Below are 15342 nucleotides of genomic sequence, written 5' to 3'. Positions count from 1 at the left end.
AATCAACAATATAAAAAACGTGTTTCACATATTGAAACACGTTTCACTCATTCAAGTCTTTTTTTGTAATAATTGTTTCAACATACTGCTTAATAATAAACTCGAACATTAGCATGAGACTTGGAAAAAAGCTATTTGGTAGAACGTTTCGGTCGTCCAGCTTATTATGATCAATGATTTTAAAATTTAAATCAGAAAGTCTTGCAATCCGGTTTTCTATTTCTTTCGTGAACGACACCGTAAAAATGTTGTTCTCTTTTGCAGCTTGTAATTTATCAATGATTAGTTGTGTTTCGCCAGATTTTGAGATAACGACTAAAGCGCCGATATCTTCCATATTATTTTCAAACACTCCAATAGAGTCCATCCCACTTGCAAATATTGTTTTTCTTCCCAATACCAATAATTTTTTATACAAGTACTCAGCTGCAATAGCAGAAAAACCGGTAGCATAAATAAAAATATAACTTTGTCTCAGGTTTAGTACATTCTGTATAAATTCTTGAACATCTTCCATCGAATTATAGTCTAAAAAATCTTTTTCACTTATCTCTAAGAAATCTCCAACTACATCACTTTGTGATACTGCTGCTTTTTTCACTAGTGGCAGCAGTTGATAATACAGATCTACAAAACCTGAATACCCTAATTTTTTTGACAAGCGAATTACCGTCGCAGGAGAAGTAAAATTTTCCTTCGCAATCTTACGAACTCCCATTTGCAAAACTGTATCGATGTTAGTAATGATATATTGCACAACTTGGATTTCTATTTCTGTCAGGTTCTTTCCTTGAACAATCTTACTAATGTCAATCATCGTTTCATCTCTCACTTTATCATCGGAGCAATTCTGGATAAAACCACAATCATTTCCCCTAGTATTGGGTCTCACTGCAAATAACCGTTATGCGTTCCATTTATCGAATTCCAATTAACCCTAACAAAAGACAATTACTTATGATATGGCTCGTTCCTATTAATTCGAAAAGCTCGATAAATCTGCTCCACTAAGATTAATTTCATCAATTGATGCGGAAAAGTCATTTTTGAAAACGATAATGTATCATCCGATCTTTTCATCACCGCATCACTTAAACCTAATGATCCGCCTATTACAAACGCAACTTTACTGTTTCCATATGTAGCGAGTTGATCTATTTTCTTGGCAAGTGATTCAGACGTGTGCTCCTTCCCCTTTATGGCAAGTGCAATCACATATGAATCGTCTGCTATTTTACTTAAAATCCTCTCGCCCTCTTTTTCCTTTACGATTAGCATGTCAGCTTCGCTTAAATTCTCTGGTGCTTTTTCATCTGCGACTTCAATTATTTCTATTTTGGCATAACTTGATAATCGCTTTATGTATTCATCTATACCCATCTTTAAATATTTTTCTTTTAGCTTTCCTACACTGATAATTGAGATATTCACACTATATCCTCACTTTACAAACAAGTTATACACAAAAGTTATCCACATACCCACAATTTCTATCCACATTTAGTGGGGGAATCTATGTTCGATACAATATATATGGCATCATTTTGACAATATTCACAGGTTGTGGATATATTATGCGTTTTTTCGACTTTATTCAACAACGGTGTTTCACTATACTTATCCACAAAATCGTCAAGAGCCCATTCTACATGCTCATCACAGCTTAAAATTATTTTTTCCACTTATACACAGCTCCTTTTTTTAGCAAAAAAAAGAGGAGAAAGCAAAATCTCCCCTTTGTACGTTTATTATTATACATACACTATATCTGTTGGCTTTTGAGGGTCTGTATCGTGAAGCTCAAATTGCATTCCGACATCAAATCCTTTTCCCTCGAGCGTTTGTGTAACAGACATTTTGGCAAGCTCTTTCATATTATTATCTTGGCTTAAATGAGCAAGATAAATACGTTTTGTTTTATCCCCAATTACATCTGCCATTGCAAGTGCAGCATCTTCATTTGATACGTGGCCGACATCACTTAATATGCGACGTTTTATACTCCACGGATATTTACCCATGCGTAACATCTCTACATCATGGTTACTTTCAAAAATGTACATATCTGCGTTCGAAATGATCCCTTTCATTCGATCACTTACATAGCCTGTATCGGTAATTGTAACAAATTTTTTACCATTATGATGAAATACGTAAAACATTGGTTCAGCAGCATCATGTGATACACCAAATGATTCAACTTCTATATCCCCAAACTGAATCGTCGTTTCCATGTTAAAAATGAACTTTTGTTCTGTTGGAATTTCTCCGATTAAGTGGTTCATTGCTTTCCAAGTTTTTTCATTTGCGTAGATAGGAACTTGATATCTTCTGGCAAGAACTCCAAGACCTTTGATATGATCACTATGCTCATGTGTGACTAGAATTCCTGAAACTTCTTTTATGTCCTTGTTGATTTCATTAAATAAAGACTCCATCGCTTTTCCGCTTAGCCCCGTATCAACTAAAAGCTTAGTTTTCTCCGTCCCAACGTATAACGCATTTCCGGTACTTCCGCTGGCAAGTACACTAAAATGCAAACTCATCAATACTCACTCCATTGTTTTTTATCCATCTTTATTATCTGTCCCTCGATTGCATTTACAAAGTAATCCTGGTGTTCGTTTACAACGATATGCCATGCTGGCGCGATGAATTTTACTCCAGTTGATAATGGGATTACTGTATAATAACCAAAATCAATTTTTGTAATGCGATCACTTGGTTTTAACTCATCTTTAACATATAAATTTTCAATTGCTTTAATTGCTGGTAAAGCCTCTTGTACATTTTTTTTATCGACCATTTCTTTTAAGTTTTCTAGAAACTTTTGTTTATATCCGTAAATCTCATTTTTATCGTTATAATTTAATATAACTACTGAGCTTGAGATATTATAAATAAGCCGATCTTTATAGGTTTGACAGAAATAAATTGTTTTAGTGTTTTGATCTGTTTGACAATAGTGATAGCTATTTCCATTCCAAACATACTCTTTTACAAAATTCTCCAAGAAGAGAGTTCTATTATTCTCTGCAATTGGAACTGGTTTTTTTAACTGACTTTGTAATACATCTTTGTAAATTTGTATATCTTGTCCTTTTCGATCTGCCATTACTTTTTTCGAAAAGTCCTTACTATTGCCGGAAATATAGGATTCCTTCAAAGTATTTTTTGGTAATGTCACATATGTGATATCATTTTCCTTCAACTGCTCCTCAATACTTGACTCCGCCATCGTATCAAACTGATCACTACTTCTCTTTTGATAAAATTGAATCGCTAAAAAGATATCTAAAACTAAAAAAGTTAAAATAAATATTGTTTTGATTCTACTCCAATCCAACAATATTCACCCCAGTTCTGCTAAGCATATCTTGATCGATCTTCTTATATGAATCACCGTAATTAATGATCCAAACAGGCTTCAATTGAATCGCTCTGTTATAGTAAGGCTGATTTATTGTCGTTTTAAAATCATCAAATACCGTCTCATAGCCTAGACTAATATCTTTAATGAGAGATTTATTGATTGACTTGTTATTTGCTATTACTTCCATAATCTGAGAACCAGACAATAACTCTATTTCACTTTCTTTTTTATCCGCTTGAATTCTAAATTTGTACAACGGACGCTTAAACGTTTCAATATCATCTACGCCCCAATTCGTCGTAAGTGTTGCATTATTATAGACCGGTAAATTATTTACAAAAAGTCTAAAAGAAACTTCATTATTTTCTGGTCTGACTCTCGTCAAAATATATCCGTCGGTCCATCCACCATGAGCGTTGATAAAATCAACACTTCTTTGAACTAATATATTTGGACTTTGGTTATTATTATTCTCAGTCGCTGTCGGGTTAACGAATGCAATCGAACGATTTAAAGGTGAAACTGTCATCAATCTAGTACCGTCCGTGTATGTGTCTCCTGAATCAGAGCCCTCTTTTCGAACGTTTGATGGATCACTAAAAATAGCATCTTTTAATTTATCTACATCGATATCTGTTGTTAGGAACTCCATTGTTGTTAACTTAATTGGTTTTTTCGGTAAATAAACCATTTTACCCGATTCTAGCTTGTACTTAACGCTATCAGTAAAGCTATGGTAACTATCTCTTAAATTTTCAACAGATGAAATAATCGAAGAGTTATCAAAAGAAGCCTCATAAAGAATGTTTTGTGCCTCATTCGAAAAATATATTCTAGCTGTAGTATCTGATTTAGCAGATAAAGTGATTATAATTCGGTCAAATAGAACATTTTGTAATCTCTTCGCGTCTAATTTAAGAACTTTGCTTAAAGTCTCAACTGGTACCACAGTTGGAAAGATAATTTCTATTTTATTTTTCCCTTTTGTAATCGACTCGAAAGAAAGCGCGGACGTTTTATTTGTTAAGTTTTCGAAATTTTTAATTTCAGTTTTCTGCAATGCTCTATAAATTGGTGAGATATTATCTTGTTTAGTTGTTACATAATTTTTACTTGATTCATGAACCACTAATAAATTAGGGATTACGATGTCTTTAAAGTCCCTTTTCGCACCTATAGAAACCTTTTGCACATAGTCTGGATTTTCAATAACATCGTATGTTGGTTGATATGACCATAAGCTATATGAAAGAACTAAGCTTACTAAAACAAGAGTAGTTAATATAACTGATTTTATATGTTCTCTTCTCATTCCCACTCATCCTCTTGATCATCAGCCACAGGAAGTGTGAAATAGACAGTAGTGCCCTTTCCTTCTTCACTCTTAGCCCAAATATGACCATCGTGCGCGTAAATCATTTCTTTTGCTAATGCAAGGCCTAGGCCTGTTCCCCCTACTTGTCTTGATCTAGCCTTATCTACTCGATAGAAACGATCAAATATCTTTGATAGGTTTTCTTTTGGAATTCCCATACCTTCGTCAGTAATACTAACTAGAATTTGATCTCTAGACTCCTTAATACGATAAGTTACAGAGCCACCCTCGGGTGAGTACTTTAATGCATTAGAAATGATATTATCTAACACTTGTGTAATTTTGTCTTCATCTATAAATACAAATCTTGTTTTATTAATAAATTCTCGTTTGAATAGTACTTCTTGAGACTTACTCATTTCAAATCGATCAATTATACGATTAAACATTTCTGTGAAATTAACCCAATCCTTCATTAAACGATACTCAGTACTGTCAAGCTTAGATAGTTGTAATAGATCGTTTACTAGCCTAATCATTCGTTCGGTTTCATCTTGGGTTACTTGCAAAAACTTAGGTGCAATTTCTTTATTCCCCCAAGCCCCGTCTGATAAAGCTTCCAAATAGCTTCTCATTGTCGTTAACGGTGTTCTTAATTCATGTGAAACGTTAGCAACAAACTCTCTACGTTCTTGCTCTATTTTTTCCTGCTCAGTCACATCATAGAGAACAGCAATTAGACCGTTAATTTTACCAGACTCTTTTTGAATGATTGAAAAACTAGCACGTAAAATCATAGGTCTTTTATTATCACTATAATCCAACATAATTGAATCTGGTTCATCGTATAAATCATCTAAAGCATTAATCTTTTCGATTCCCAATACTTCTAATATTGATTTGTTTAATACCGTTTCACGTGAAACATTTAGCATCGTTTCGGCTGGATCGTTTAAGAGAATAATCTTACCTCTACGGTCAGTAGCAATTACTCCGTCAGTCATATGCTCCAAAACAGATTGGAGTTTTCTTCTTTCTCCATCCGTAGATGCTCTGGCTTGTTGTAAATTGCGTGAAAGATTATTAAATGATATTGTTAACTCCCCAATCTCATCTTCACTATAGGCTTTTAGTTTACGAGAGAAATTCCCCTTTGCCATTTCCTGAGCCTGTCTTCTTATTTCAGAAATCGGCTTTGTAATAGCTTTAGCTAATAATATACCTAGAATGGATGTGATTGCCACTGCTATAAGTGTTCCAGTTGAAAAGATACGGTTAATTAATTCCATTCTTTCATATGTGCTTTCCATCGATGCACTCGTATAAATGGCCGATACAATTTCGTCGCCTTCCATTACGGGTGTAACAATGATTTTCATTCGATGACCATTTTTCGGATCAATTAATACCTTTTCAGTTCTAGTACCTACTAACAGTGCTCTTTTAATTAAAATATCAGTTGTTCTTCTACCCACTATTGATCGATTATTTGAATCAGAAGTAGCGATTACTTCACTATTTTGGTTAATAACTTTTACCTCTGATATTCCAATATTCTTTCCAAAGTCAGAAACGATTTTTTGGATATTAGCTTTTACCTCAGGATCATCTAACGTTTTCTTTTTTTCATACTCAATTTTAATATTGTAAGCCAATAGCTTAGCTCGTTCATTTATCGCCACAGTAAAACTATTTACCAGTTGTTTTTCAAGTTCTCTTGAAAAATAAACACTGATGATTTGCATAGCGACCAATATTAGTAAGATGTAAACAAGTACAAATTTAAAAACAATTGATTTAAATAAACCAACTTTATTGTAAGCTGCCATTAATCTTGCTCCGGATCACGCAGGTAATATCCTACTCCTCGTCTTGTTACAATAAATAGTGGATAACTTGGATTGTCCTCAATTTTTTCACGAAGTCGACGAATTGTAACGTCAACAGTTCGAACATCTCCGAAATAATCATAGCCCCACACCGTTTGTAATAGGTGTTCTCTCGTCATAACCTGTCCGATATGTTTTGCTAAATAATAAAGTAATTCGAACTCACGGTGGGTTAACTCAATCTTCTCACCACGTTTTGTTACGATATAAGCGTTTGGATTAATAACAAGTGAACCAATAACTACTTCAACTGATTCTTCTTTTTCAGATGTAGTTCCAGCTTGATGTCTTCTTAAATTGGCCTTTACTCTAGCAAGCAGTTCGCGTGTACTAAAAGGCTTCGTAACGTAGTCATCTGCTCCCATTTCTAAACCTAATACTTTATCTAATTCAGAATCTTTTGCTGTAATCATAATGATTGGCATTTCGTGATTCTTTCTAATTTCTCTACACACTTCTAAACCGTCTCTAATCGGTAGCATGATATCTAATAAAACTAGATCGGGAAGGAATTCATCTACTTTTTGTAATGCTTCCTCTCCATCATACGCGCAAACAATTTCAAAACCTTCTTTTTCTAGATTAAACTTTAGTATATCAGCAATTGGTTTTTCATCATCGACTATTAATATTTTCTTATTCATTCCCCGCACTCCTTTTCTAGTCAGTTTTTGCCGCCATCAATTCTATACATATCTTTTGCAATTTACTATTAAATTAGGCAACAAATAAACTATTCATAGTAATTTCGTTTTGTGGATTTCTCTCTAAATATAAAAAGACTACTATCTTAGTGTTATTTTATATCCATATCTACACTAGTTTTTTTTGAAAAAAACCTCTAGCTTGTTGCTAGAGGCCTATTCCACTTATTTCTATTTTAAATTAAGTATGTTTTTTTGTAAAATCGAACTGTTTTTAACTAACCTAAAATTTTTCATTTTTATAAAAAACTGAGGATAAAATAAAAAACTACTGTATATACAGTAGTTTTTATGATGGCTCGGGACGGAATCGAACCGCCGACACGAGGATTTTCAGTCCTCTGCTCTACCGACTGAGCTACCGAGCCATTATATGGCGGTCCCGACCGGGATCGAACCGGCGATCTCCTGCGTGACAGGCAGGCATGTTAACCGCTACACCACGGGACCAATATTTGTTTTATAAAAGGATGACCCGTACGGGACTCGAACCCGTGTTACCGCCGTGAAAGGGCGGTGTCTTAACCGCTTGACCAACGGGCCACATTAATTTGAAAAGATGAGCCATGAAGGATTCGAACCTTCGACCCTCTGATTAAAAGTCAGATGCTCTACCAACTGAGCTAATGGCTCACAATTATATATAAACTTCATAAACTAAGTACTAGTCATGACGACAAGATTTATCTTATCATACTTTCTAATAAATTTGCAATAGTTTTTTTAAAATAAAATAATAAAAGCCCTTAAAAGTTTTATTTAAGGGCTTTTTTATTATATTAAGCTCCGTAAACGTTACGTACGATATTAGTTTGGTTACGATCTGGACCTACAGAGAATACAGATAACGGAATACCTACTAATTGTGAAACACGTTCTACATAATGTCTCGCATTTACTGGTAGTTCATTAAGTGTTTTTACTCCTGTAATATCTTCTGTCCAACCTGGAAGTTCTTCATAAACTGGTTCACATTCTGCAAGCTGTTTTAAGCTAGCTGGGAACTCAGTGATTGTTTCTCCACGGAATTTGTATGCTACACAAATTTTCACAGTCTCTAGACCTGTTAATACGTCAATAGAGTTAAGTGATAAATCAGTAATACCGCTAACTCGACGAGCATGACGAACTACTACGCTATCAAACCAACCAACACGTCTTGGTCTTCCAGTAGTTGTACCGTATTCACGACCTACTTCTCGAATTGTATTTCCGATTTCATCGAATAGCTCAGTTGGGAAAGCACCTTCACCAACACGAGTAGTATAAGCTTTACATACACCAACAACGTGATTAATTTTTGTTGGGCCAACACCAGAACCAATTGTTACTCCACCTGCAACTGGGTTAGAAGAAGTAACGAATGGGTATGTACCTTGGTCAATGTCTAACATTACACCTTGAGCACCTTCAAATAATACACGTCTTCCACCATCAATTGCATCATTTAATACAACAGAAGTATCACAAACGTATTTTTTAATTTGTTGTCCGAACTCATAATATTCTTCAAAAATGTCTTCAATATTTAATGAATTAGAATCATACATTTTTTCAAATAAGTTATTTTTCTCTTCAAGATTACGCTTTAATTTATCGTAAAACTCTTCTTTATCTAAAAGGTCTGCCATACGGATTCCTACACGAGCAGCTTTATCCATATAAGCTGGTCCAATACCTTTTTTAGTAGTACCAATTTTATTATCACCTTTACGCTCTTCTTCTAGCTCATCTTGTTTTAAATGATAAGGCAAGATAACGTGAGCACGGTTACTAATACGTAAGTTATCAGTTGAAACACCTTTATCATGTAAGTATGCTAGCTCTTGAACTAAAGCTTTAGGATCTACAACCATACCATTTCCAATTACACAGATTTTATCTGAGAAGAAAATACCTGATGGAATTAAATGAAGTTTGTACTTTTCACCATTAAAAACGATTGTATGACCTGCATTGTTACCACCTTGATACCTAGCAACTACTTCTGCTTGTTGTGATAAAAAGTCAGTAATTTTTCCTTTTCCTTCGTCTCCCCATTGAGAACCAACTACTACTACTGATGACAATGTACTGCACCTCCGATTAAAAATACGCTATTTCCGAACTAAAACCAAAACTAGTATATCAAACTTACGGAATTTGTCAATAAATCTCTTGAATTATTTCTTTTCTAAGTTTTATTTGTTCGTAATTACTTAAATAAAGAATTTAATAAAAATAGTTTACCCTAACAAAAAAAAATAATCACATAGATTCACTATGTGATTATTTTTTAGATGGTTTCCGCTAAGCACCAGGTGCATGCTCATCTTCAAACCTTCGTTCTAGATTTACGAACTTGTTATATTCTTTTACGAATGCTAATGAAACGGTACCTACTGGACCATTCCTTTGTTTAGCAATAATGATTTCAATAATATTTTTATTCTCTGATTCTTTATCATAGTAATCGTCACGGTATAAGAATGCAACAATATCAGCATCTTGCTCAATACTTCCCGATTCACGAATATCAGACATCATCGGACGTTTATCCTGTCTCGATTCTACGCTACGTGACAGCTGAGATAAGGCTATTAGTGGCACCTTTAGTTCCCTCGCCAGTCCTTTAAGTGATCGCGAAATTTCGGATACTTCTTGTTGACGATTTTCGCCGCTTTTTCCGTTACCTTGAATTAGCTGTAAATAATCAATTAAGATCATACCTAAACCATGCTCTTGTTTCAATCTTCTACACTTAGCTCGTATGTCATTTACTCTTATACCAGGTGTATCATCAATATAGATACCTGTTCCTGCAAGGCTACTAGCAGCCATTGTGAGCTTATTCCAGTCCTCTTGTTCGAGATTACCTGTACGCAATGCCTGTGCGTTAATATTCCCCTCTGCGCAAAGCATACGCATAACAAGTTGATCTGACCCCATCTCTAGACTAAAGATAGCTACGTTTTCATCTGTTTTTGTTGCTACGTTTTGTGCAATATTCAACGCAAAGGCTGTTTTACCTACTGAAGGTCGGGCTGCTACTATGATTAAATCATTTGGCTGAAAACCTGCAGTCATACGATCTAGATCAGTAAAGCCTGTTGGCACACCTGTGGTTTCACCACGTTGATTAAACAATGTCTCAATTTTACTAAATGTAGTAAATACTACATCTTTAATGCTTTGAAAGCCTGAAACGCTTGTGCGCTGTGATACTTGTAAAATACTTTTTTCAGCTTCATTTAAAACGACATCTACTGGGACATCTGGCGCATAGCTTTCCGTCACAATATTTGTAGCCGTTCTAATTAATTTTCTTAAAGTAGATTTTTCTTCAACGCTCTTCGCATAATATTCAACGTTAGATGCCGTTGGTACTGAAGCCAACAAATCATTTAAGTATGATACTCCTCCTACTTCTTCTAGCACTCCTTGATTAGCCAGTTCAGAAGTTAGTGTAATAACATCTAGAGGTTCATTTCTTGAAGCAATCTTAAGCATCGCTTCAAATAGTCTTTGATGGGCAGCCCGATAAAAGTCATCTGGTAAAAGCCGTTCTGAAGTTGAGATTAAAGCCTCTGAGTCTAACAATATGGCCCCTAATACTGCCTGTTCAGCTTCTATATTCTGTGGTGGAGTACGATCATTTAGCAAATCACTCATTTATAGTCCTCCAGATGCTTGTTTTTCTTATTGTTCTTTTACGTGTACTTTTAAAGTTGCACTAACTTCAGGATGCAATTTTACTTTAATGTTTGTAACGCCAAGTCCTCTAATTGCATCATTCATTTCAAACTTGCGCTTATCTAATTTAATACCATGTACTTTTTGAAGCTCATCTGCAATTTGTTTACTTGTGATCGAGCCAAAAAGACGACCACCTTCACCAGACTTAGCTTTTAACTCAACAGTTAATGCTTCAATGTTCTCTTTTAGTTTTTTACAATTTTCTAATTCAATTTGTGCATCTTTTACTTCTTTATTTTTTTTCGCTTCAAGCGTTTTTACGTTACCTGCAGTAGCCTCAACTGCGTCTCCATTTTTGATTAAGAAGCTCGCATAGCCATCTGCAATATTTTTAGTTTCCCCTTTTTTACCTTTTCCTTTTACATCTTTTAAGAAAATTACTTTCATTTGTTCGTTCTCCCTTCAATGTATTGATCAATTATTTCCAATAAGCTCTGTTCTACTTCTTTAACTGAAGAAGATTCAATTTGTGCGGCTGCATTGGTTAAATGACCGCCTCCGCCTAGCTCTTCCATTATCAATTGTACATTTATATTACCTAATGAACGACTGCTAATGCTAACAATATTATCCGATCTTTTTGCAATTACAAACGACGCAATGACATCAGTCATCGTTAATAAGGTGTCTGCAGCTTTTGCAATTAATACTTGTTCGTAATTCACATTATCTTTTCCATAACTAATTGCAAAGCCGTTTTTGTACATATAGGCCTCTTCAATTAATTCTGCTTTGCGTATATATTCATTCATATCTTGTTTTAGTAAATTTTGTACTAGAATTGTATCTGCTCCATTAGTTCGCAAGTATGACGCTGCATCAAATGTTCTAGCCCCTGTTCGGAAAGTGAAACTTTTTGTATCAACAATAATACCTGCGAGTAAAGCTGTTGCCTCAAGCATATTCAATTTAATTTTCTTGGGCTGATACTCTAATAACTCAGTAACTAATTCTGCAGTAGAGGAAGCATATGGCTCCATATAGACTAAAATTGCGTCTTTAATGAAATCCTCGCCTCTTCGGTGATGGTCTATAACAACTATTTTATCTGTTTTATCTAAAAGTGATTCTTCTTCAACCATTGTTGGTCTATGAGTATCCACTACGATTATTAATGTATCTTCAGAAATAAGTTCCTTTGCTTTTTCAGATGAAATAAAACAAGACATAAATTGTTCGTTTTTGCCCATTTCCCTCATCAAACGATTAACACTTCGATCTACTTCGTCTTTATTAATTACGACATAGCCATCCACTTCATTATGCATGACCATTTTCAAGATACCGACCGCTGAACCAAGTGCATCCATATCCGGTAACTTATGACCCATTATCATAACATTAGCGCTACTTTTCATTAAATCTCTTAAAGCATGAGAGATCACTCTTGCTCTAACTCTTGTTCTCTTCTCGACTGGGTTTGTTTTCCCACCGAAAAATTTTACTTTTCCATTAATGTTTTTAACAGTTACTTGGTCCCCCCCACGCCCTAGTGCCAAATCCAGACCAGATTGTGCAAGTTGGCCAAGCTCCGTTAAGTTTAAACTTCCAACACCGACGCCAACACTTAGCGTAAGTGGTAAATTTCGTTTAGTTGTTTCTTCTCTTACTTGATCTAAAATGGAAAATTTATTATTCTCTAATACGCCAAGAATACCTTCATTTAAGACTGCACTATATCGATCTGATGACACTCTCTTTAAGAAAATCCCATGGTTGTTAGCCCAACTATTTAACATAGTTGTTACTGCACCATTTACACTTGAACGCTCTTGGTCATCTAATCCCTGTGTCATTTCATCGTAATTATCTAGTAAAATAATTCCGATTACTGTTCTTTGATCTTCATATAATTTTTCCAACTGGGCCTGTTCAGTTACATCAAATAAATAAATATAACGCGCTTCTCTTTTAATTACTACACGGTACGTTCTTTTATTTATTATTAATACATCTTCTTTTTTCTCTTTTTTTGAAATTAAAGCCATTAAACCTTCAGATAGATCATATATGTGTTTACCAATCAGTGAACGATCGTCTAAAATATTTAAAATATACTGGTTGCCCCATTCAATATGGTACTCTCTATCGTAAAGTAATACTCCAATTGGCATTTCTGTAATTGCTTCGTTACTTAAATTCCTTACTCTCGACATAATTGATTCTATATACATATCTAAAACATAGCGATATTTTATCTCTAATTTAACAACCAGAAATATCACGCATAAAAAAATAATGATAAAAATGATCCCTATGTTAGGTTTTATATAGACTACAGTTCCGATGAGAAATATTGAAAGAGCAGTTAAAAGATAGACGGGTATAAGAAACATCTGTTTCTTATGAAAATCTTGCATAAGTTCAACCCCTAAATCAAATAAAATCTAACTTCCATATTAAAGATTATTCGCACATAATCAGTTAAATAGCACATGTGAAATATTAATTTCTTCTTCTATTAAATATTCCAATTGAAACGATTCCAATTAATAAAACTATACTAGTTAATGCTTGGACAAAAAGACTCACAATCAAAATAGTCGTTGGGATCGCTTTAGAAAACTGTTTTAAATAACTAAAATAATATATTGATGCATACCCTTGAATGACAAGTAAAATCTGAAGAACAAAAATCATGTTAGTGACTGCGGTATTGAGGAAACTACCTGGTGTTAACTGAAAAAATGAAACAAACATTACGATTAAAAAGATCCACATAAATCCTACAGGGAGCCTAAACTCTCTAAAAGGTTTGAATTTTGGAATTTTATAACCAAGTCTTCTTATTAATGGAAAGGTTACTAACTGAGTTAAGAAGGCAAGTATAAAACTAGTCATTAATAGTAACGAAGGGAGCAATGTAGGGACTAACTTAATAGTATTAATAAGATTATTTAAAGCATCATCATTAGTTTTTGTACCAAGGCTGGCACTAAGTTCCTTACTTTTTTCAATTGCTTCCGTTAGCAGATCAATATTCTGTTTAACTATGTCAATATGAAAAACTGCTTTAGATAGTATGTACAGAAGTACGGTATGTATTAAATATAAAAAGGTACTAGTAAGTAAAATCTCGCCTTTACTTCTCTCATTCTTTATTAAATACCCAATTGCAATTCCAACTGTCGAATACATTAAAGTAACAGGGAGTAAAGAGAAGGAAGTAATAACAAGTGTCAATCCAAGTGCCACACAACATATTAGAAGTGACTCTTTGATTGTATATTTAATACTAAGAATAATAAATGGCAGTGGCATAAGGAAAGCCATTATTAATGAGAGAAATGGTACGAACCTAAATATTAGTAACAGTACTGAATAGATTGCTAAGAGTACTGCACCTTCAGTAATAAAGCGGGTTGATTTCAAAATTTAGCTCCTTTCAACTACTTCTACTTATTTACGATAAGCATACTATTTCTTATTTTACCATAAAATTTATTTTTTCATAAATACAAAAAAAGTACAGCACGAGAATGCTGTACTTTTTATTATGCAGCTTATTCAGCTACGTATGGTAATAAAGCCATTTGACGAGAGCGTTTGATCGCGATCGTTAATTTGCGTTGGTATTTCGCAGAAGTACCAGTTACACGACGAGGTAAAATTTTACCACGCTCAGAAACGAAACGTTTTAATAACTCAGTATCTTTGAAGTCGATTGTAGTGATGCCATTTGAAGTAAAGTAACAAACTTTACGACGTTTAGCGCGTCCACCTTTACGTCCACCCATTGCCATTGTTATTTCCCTCCTCTACTTAAAAATTTGTTTTTTAGTAATGCTTTTCGTTCGGCATTACCTTGTTTTTATTATTTAGAAAGGAAGATCGTCATCAGTAATATCAATCGTTTTGCTTGTCCCACCAAATGGATCATCATTAAAGCTAGGCTTTTGAGATGGTGCTTCGAAAGGATTTCCAGCGTTAAAACCTTGATTTTGTTGGTTCGAACCGAATGAACCACCTTGGTTACCTGACGCATTTCTTGGTTCTAAGAATTGAACAGAGTCGGCTACAACTTCAGTTACATATACTCTCTTACCATCTTGACCATCGAAACTTCTAGTTTGAATACGACCTTCAACACCAGCTAAACTTCCTTTTTTCAAGAAGTTTGCTACGTTTTCAGCAGGTTTTCTCCAGATTACACAGTTAATAAAATCTGCGTCTCTTTCGCCTTGCTGATTTGAGTAGGTACGATTCACCGCTAGAGTAAATGTTGCCACGGCAACCCCACTTGGCGTATAACGTAAATCTGGATCCTTTGTTAGGCGACCTACAAGTACAACACGATTAATCATCTGATTCCTACCTCCCTAAAGC

At 34.5% G+C, this 15342-nt stretch carries 15 protein-coding genes and 4 tRNA genes; all 19 read right to left on the bottom strand.

All coding sequences use genetic code 11. From position 1 onward, the window contains the following. Positions 1-43: 43 nt before the first annotated feature. The gene (locus CN601_RS15900) at positions 44-817 is read right to left on the bottom strand and encodes a MurR/RpiR family transcriptional regulator (protein WP_098171599.1); all 774 of its coding nucleotides are present in this window, start codon (positions 815-817) and stop codon (positions 44-46) included. 134 nt (positions 818-951) lie between these two features. Continuing rightward, positions 952-1431: a 23S rRNA (pseudouridine(1915)-N(3))-methyltransferase RlmH gene (gene rlmH, locus CN601_RS15895; RefSeq protein ID WP_098119067.1), complete on the bottom strand. Its 480-nt coding sequence runs from the start codon at positions 1429-1431 to the stop codon at positions 952-954. 59 nt (positions 1432-1490) lie between these two features. Beyond that, entirely contained in the window at positions 1491-1682 is a 192-nt protein-coding gene (locus tag CN601_RS15890; protein ID WP_373604984.1) for a CxxH/CxxC protein, read from the bottom strand. Positions 1683-1751: 69 nt separating this feature from the next. Beyond that, positions 1752-2546, bottom strand: coding sequence for an MBL fold metallo-hydrolase (locus tag CN601_RS15885; RefSeq protein WP_098171598.1), 795 nt, complete (start codon positions 2544-2546; stop codon positions 1752-1754). After that, positions 2546-3346 (bottom strand): two-component system regulatory protein YycI, encoded by an 801-nt coding sequence (locus CN601_RS15880; protein WP_098171597.1) that lies wholly within the window; start codon positions 3344-3346, stop codon positions 2546-2548. The genes CN601_RS15885 and CN601_RS15880 overlap by 1 nt, the downstream gene beginning before the upstream one ends. Further along, positions 3333-4685: a YycH family regulatory protein gene (locus CN601_RS15875; protein WP_098119070.1), complete on the bottom strand. Its 1353-nt coding sequence runs from the start codon at positions 4683-4685 to the stop codon at positions 3333-3335. Before CN601_RS15875 ends, CN601_RS15880 begins: the two co-directional genes overlap by 14 nt. Then, positions 4682-6517: a cell wall metabolism sensor histidine kinase WalK gene (gene walK / locus CN601_RS15870; protein WP_098171596.1), complete on the bottom strand. Its 1836-nt coding sequence runs from the start codon at positions 6515-6517 to the stop codon at positions 4682-4684. Before walK ends, CN601_RS15875 begins: the two co-directional genes overlap by 4 nt. Further along, positions 6517-7221 carry a response regulator YycF gene (gene yycF, locus CN601_RS15865; RefSeq protein WP_098119072.1) on the bottom strand — a complete coding sequence of 235 codons (705 nt, stop codon included), beginning with the start codon at positions 7219-7221 and terminating at the stop codon, positions 6517-6519. Before yycF ends, walK begins: the two co-directional genes overlap by 1 nt. A gap of 355 nt (positions 7222-7576) precedes the next feature. Further along, positions 7577-7649: transfer RNA gene (locus CN601_RS15860), tRNA-Phe, on the bottom strand. A 6-nt stretch (positions 7650-7655) separates the two neighbouring features. Next, positions 7656-7731: transfer RNA gene (locus CN601_RS15855), tRNA-Asp, on the bottom strand. A gap of 21 nt (positions 7732-7752) precedes the next feature. Further along, a tRNA-Glu gene (locus tag CN601_RS15850) sits at positions 7753-7824 on the bottom strand. A gap of 17 nt (positions 7825-7841) precedes the next feature. Next, positions 7842-7914: transfer RNA gene (locus tag CN601_RS15845), tRNA-Lys, on the bottom strand. A gap of 146 nt (positions 7915-8060) precedes the next feature. Next, positions 8061-9350: an adenylosuccinate synthase gene (locus CN601_RS15840; protein ID WP_098119073.1), complete on the bottom strand. Its 1290-nt coding sequence runs from the start codon at positions 9348-9350 to the stop codon at positions 8061-8063. Positions 9351-9570: 220 nt separating this feature from the next. After that, complete coding sequence (gene dnaB / locus CN601_RS15835) at positions 9571-10932, bottom strand: replicative DNA helicase (protein ID WP_098119074.1); 1362 nt, start codon at positions 10930-10932, stop codon at positions 9571-9573. A gap of 27 nt (positions 10933-10959) precedes the next feature. Further along, entirely contained in the window at positions 10960-11403 is a 444-nt protein-coding gene (gene rplI, locus CN601_RS15830) for a 50S ribosomal protein L9 (RefSeq protein ID WP_098119075.1), read from the bottom strand. Further along, on the bottom strand, positions 11400-13376 hold the full coding sequence (locus CN601_RS15825; RefSeq protein WP_098119076.1) for a DHH family phosphoesterase: 1977 nt from the start codon (positions 13374-13376) through the stop codon (positions 11400-11402). The genes rplI and CN601_RS15825 overlap by 4 nt, the downstream gene beginning before the upstream one ends. A gap of 85 nt (positions 13377-13461) precedes the next feature. Further along, complete coding sequence (locus tag CN601_RS15820; RefSeq protein ID WP_179865576.1) at positions 13462-14388, bottom strand: YybS family protein; 927 nt, start codon at positions 14386-14388, stop codon at positions 13462-13464. A gap of 131 nt (positions 14389-14519) precedes the next feature. Next, on the bottom strand, positions 14520-14753 hold the full coding sequence (gene rpsR, locus CN601_RS15815; protein WP_056467298.1) for a 30S ribosomal protein S18: 234 nt from the start codon (positions 14751-14753) through the stop codon (positions 14520-14522). An 81-nt stretch (positions 14754-14834) separates the two neighbouring features. Then, entirely contained in the window at positions 14835-15320 is a 486-nt protein-coding gene (gene ssb, locus CN601_RS15810) for a single-stranded DNA-binding protein (protein WP_098171594.1), read from the bottom strand. Positions 15321-15342: the final 22 nt, after the last annotated feature.

Source organism: Bacillus sp. AFS017336 (genome assembly GCF_002555445.1).
Taxonomy (GTDB): domain Bacteria; phylum Bacillota; class Bacilli; order Bacillales; family Bacillaceae_G; genus Gottfriedia.
This window is presented reverse-complemented; position numbering and strand designations above follow the sequence as displayed.

What these genes read in the sequence shown, in the direction of transcription:
- rplI (WP_098119075.1), bottom strand. Translation starts at nt 11,403, where the DNA reads ATGAAAGTAATTTTCTTAAAAGATGTAAAAGGAAAAGGTAAAAAAGGG.
- CN601_RS15875 (WP_098119070.1), bottom strand. Translation starts at nt 4,685, where the DNA reads ATGAGAAGAGAACATATAAAATCAGTTATATTAACTACTCTTGTTTTA.
- ssb (WP_098171594.1), bottom strand. Translation starts at nt 15,320, where the DNA reads ATGATTAATCGTGTTGTACTTGTAGGTCGCCTAACAAAGGATCCAGAT.
- CN601_RS15885 (WP_098171598.1), bottom strand. Translation starts at nt 2,546, where the DNA reads ATGAGTTTGCATTTTAGTGTACTTGCCAGCGGAAGTACCGGAAATGCG.
- dnaB (WP_098119074.1), bottom strand. Translation starts at nt 10,932, where the DNA reads ATGAGTGATTTGCTAAATGATCGTACTCCACCACAGAATATAGAAGCT.
- rpsR (WP_056467298.1), bottom strand. Translation starts at nt 14,753, where the DNA reads ATGGGTGGACGTAAAGGTGGACGCGCTAAACGTCGTAAAGTTTGTTAC.
- yycF (WP_098119072.1), bottom strand. Translation starts at nt 7,221, where the DNA reads ATGAATAAGAAAATATTAATAGTCGATGATGAAAAACCAATTGCTGAT.
- CN601_RS15825 (WP_098119076.1), bottom strand. Translation starts at nt 13,376, where the DNA reads ATGCAAGATTTTCATAAGAAACAGATGTTTCTTATACCCGTCTATCTT.
- CN601_RS15900 (WP_098171599.1), bottom strand. Translation starts at nt 817, where the DNA reads ATGATTGACATTAGTAAGATTGTTCAAGGAAAGAACCTGACAGAAATA.
- walK (WP_098171596.1), bottom strand. Translation starts at nt 6,517, where the DNA reads ATGGCAGCTTACAATAAAGTTGGTTTATTTAAATCAATTGTTTTTAAA.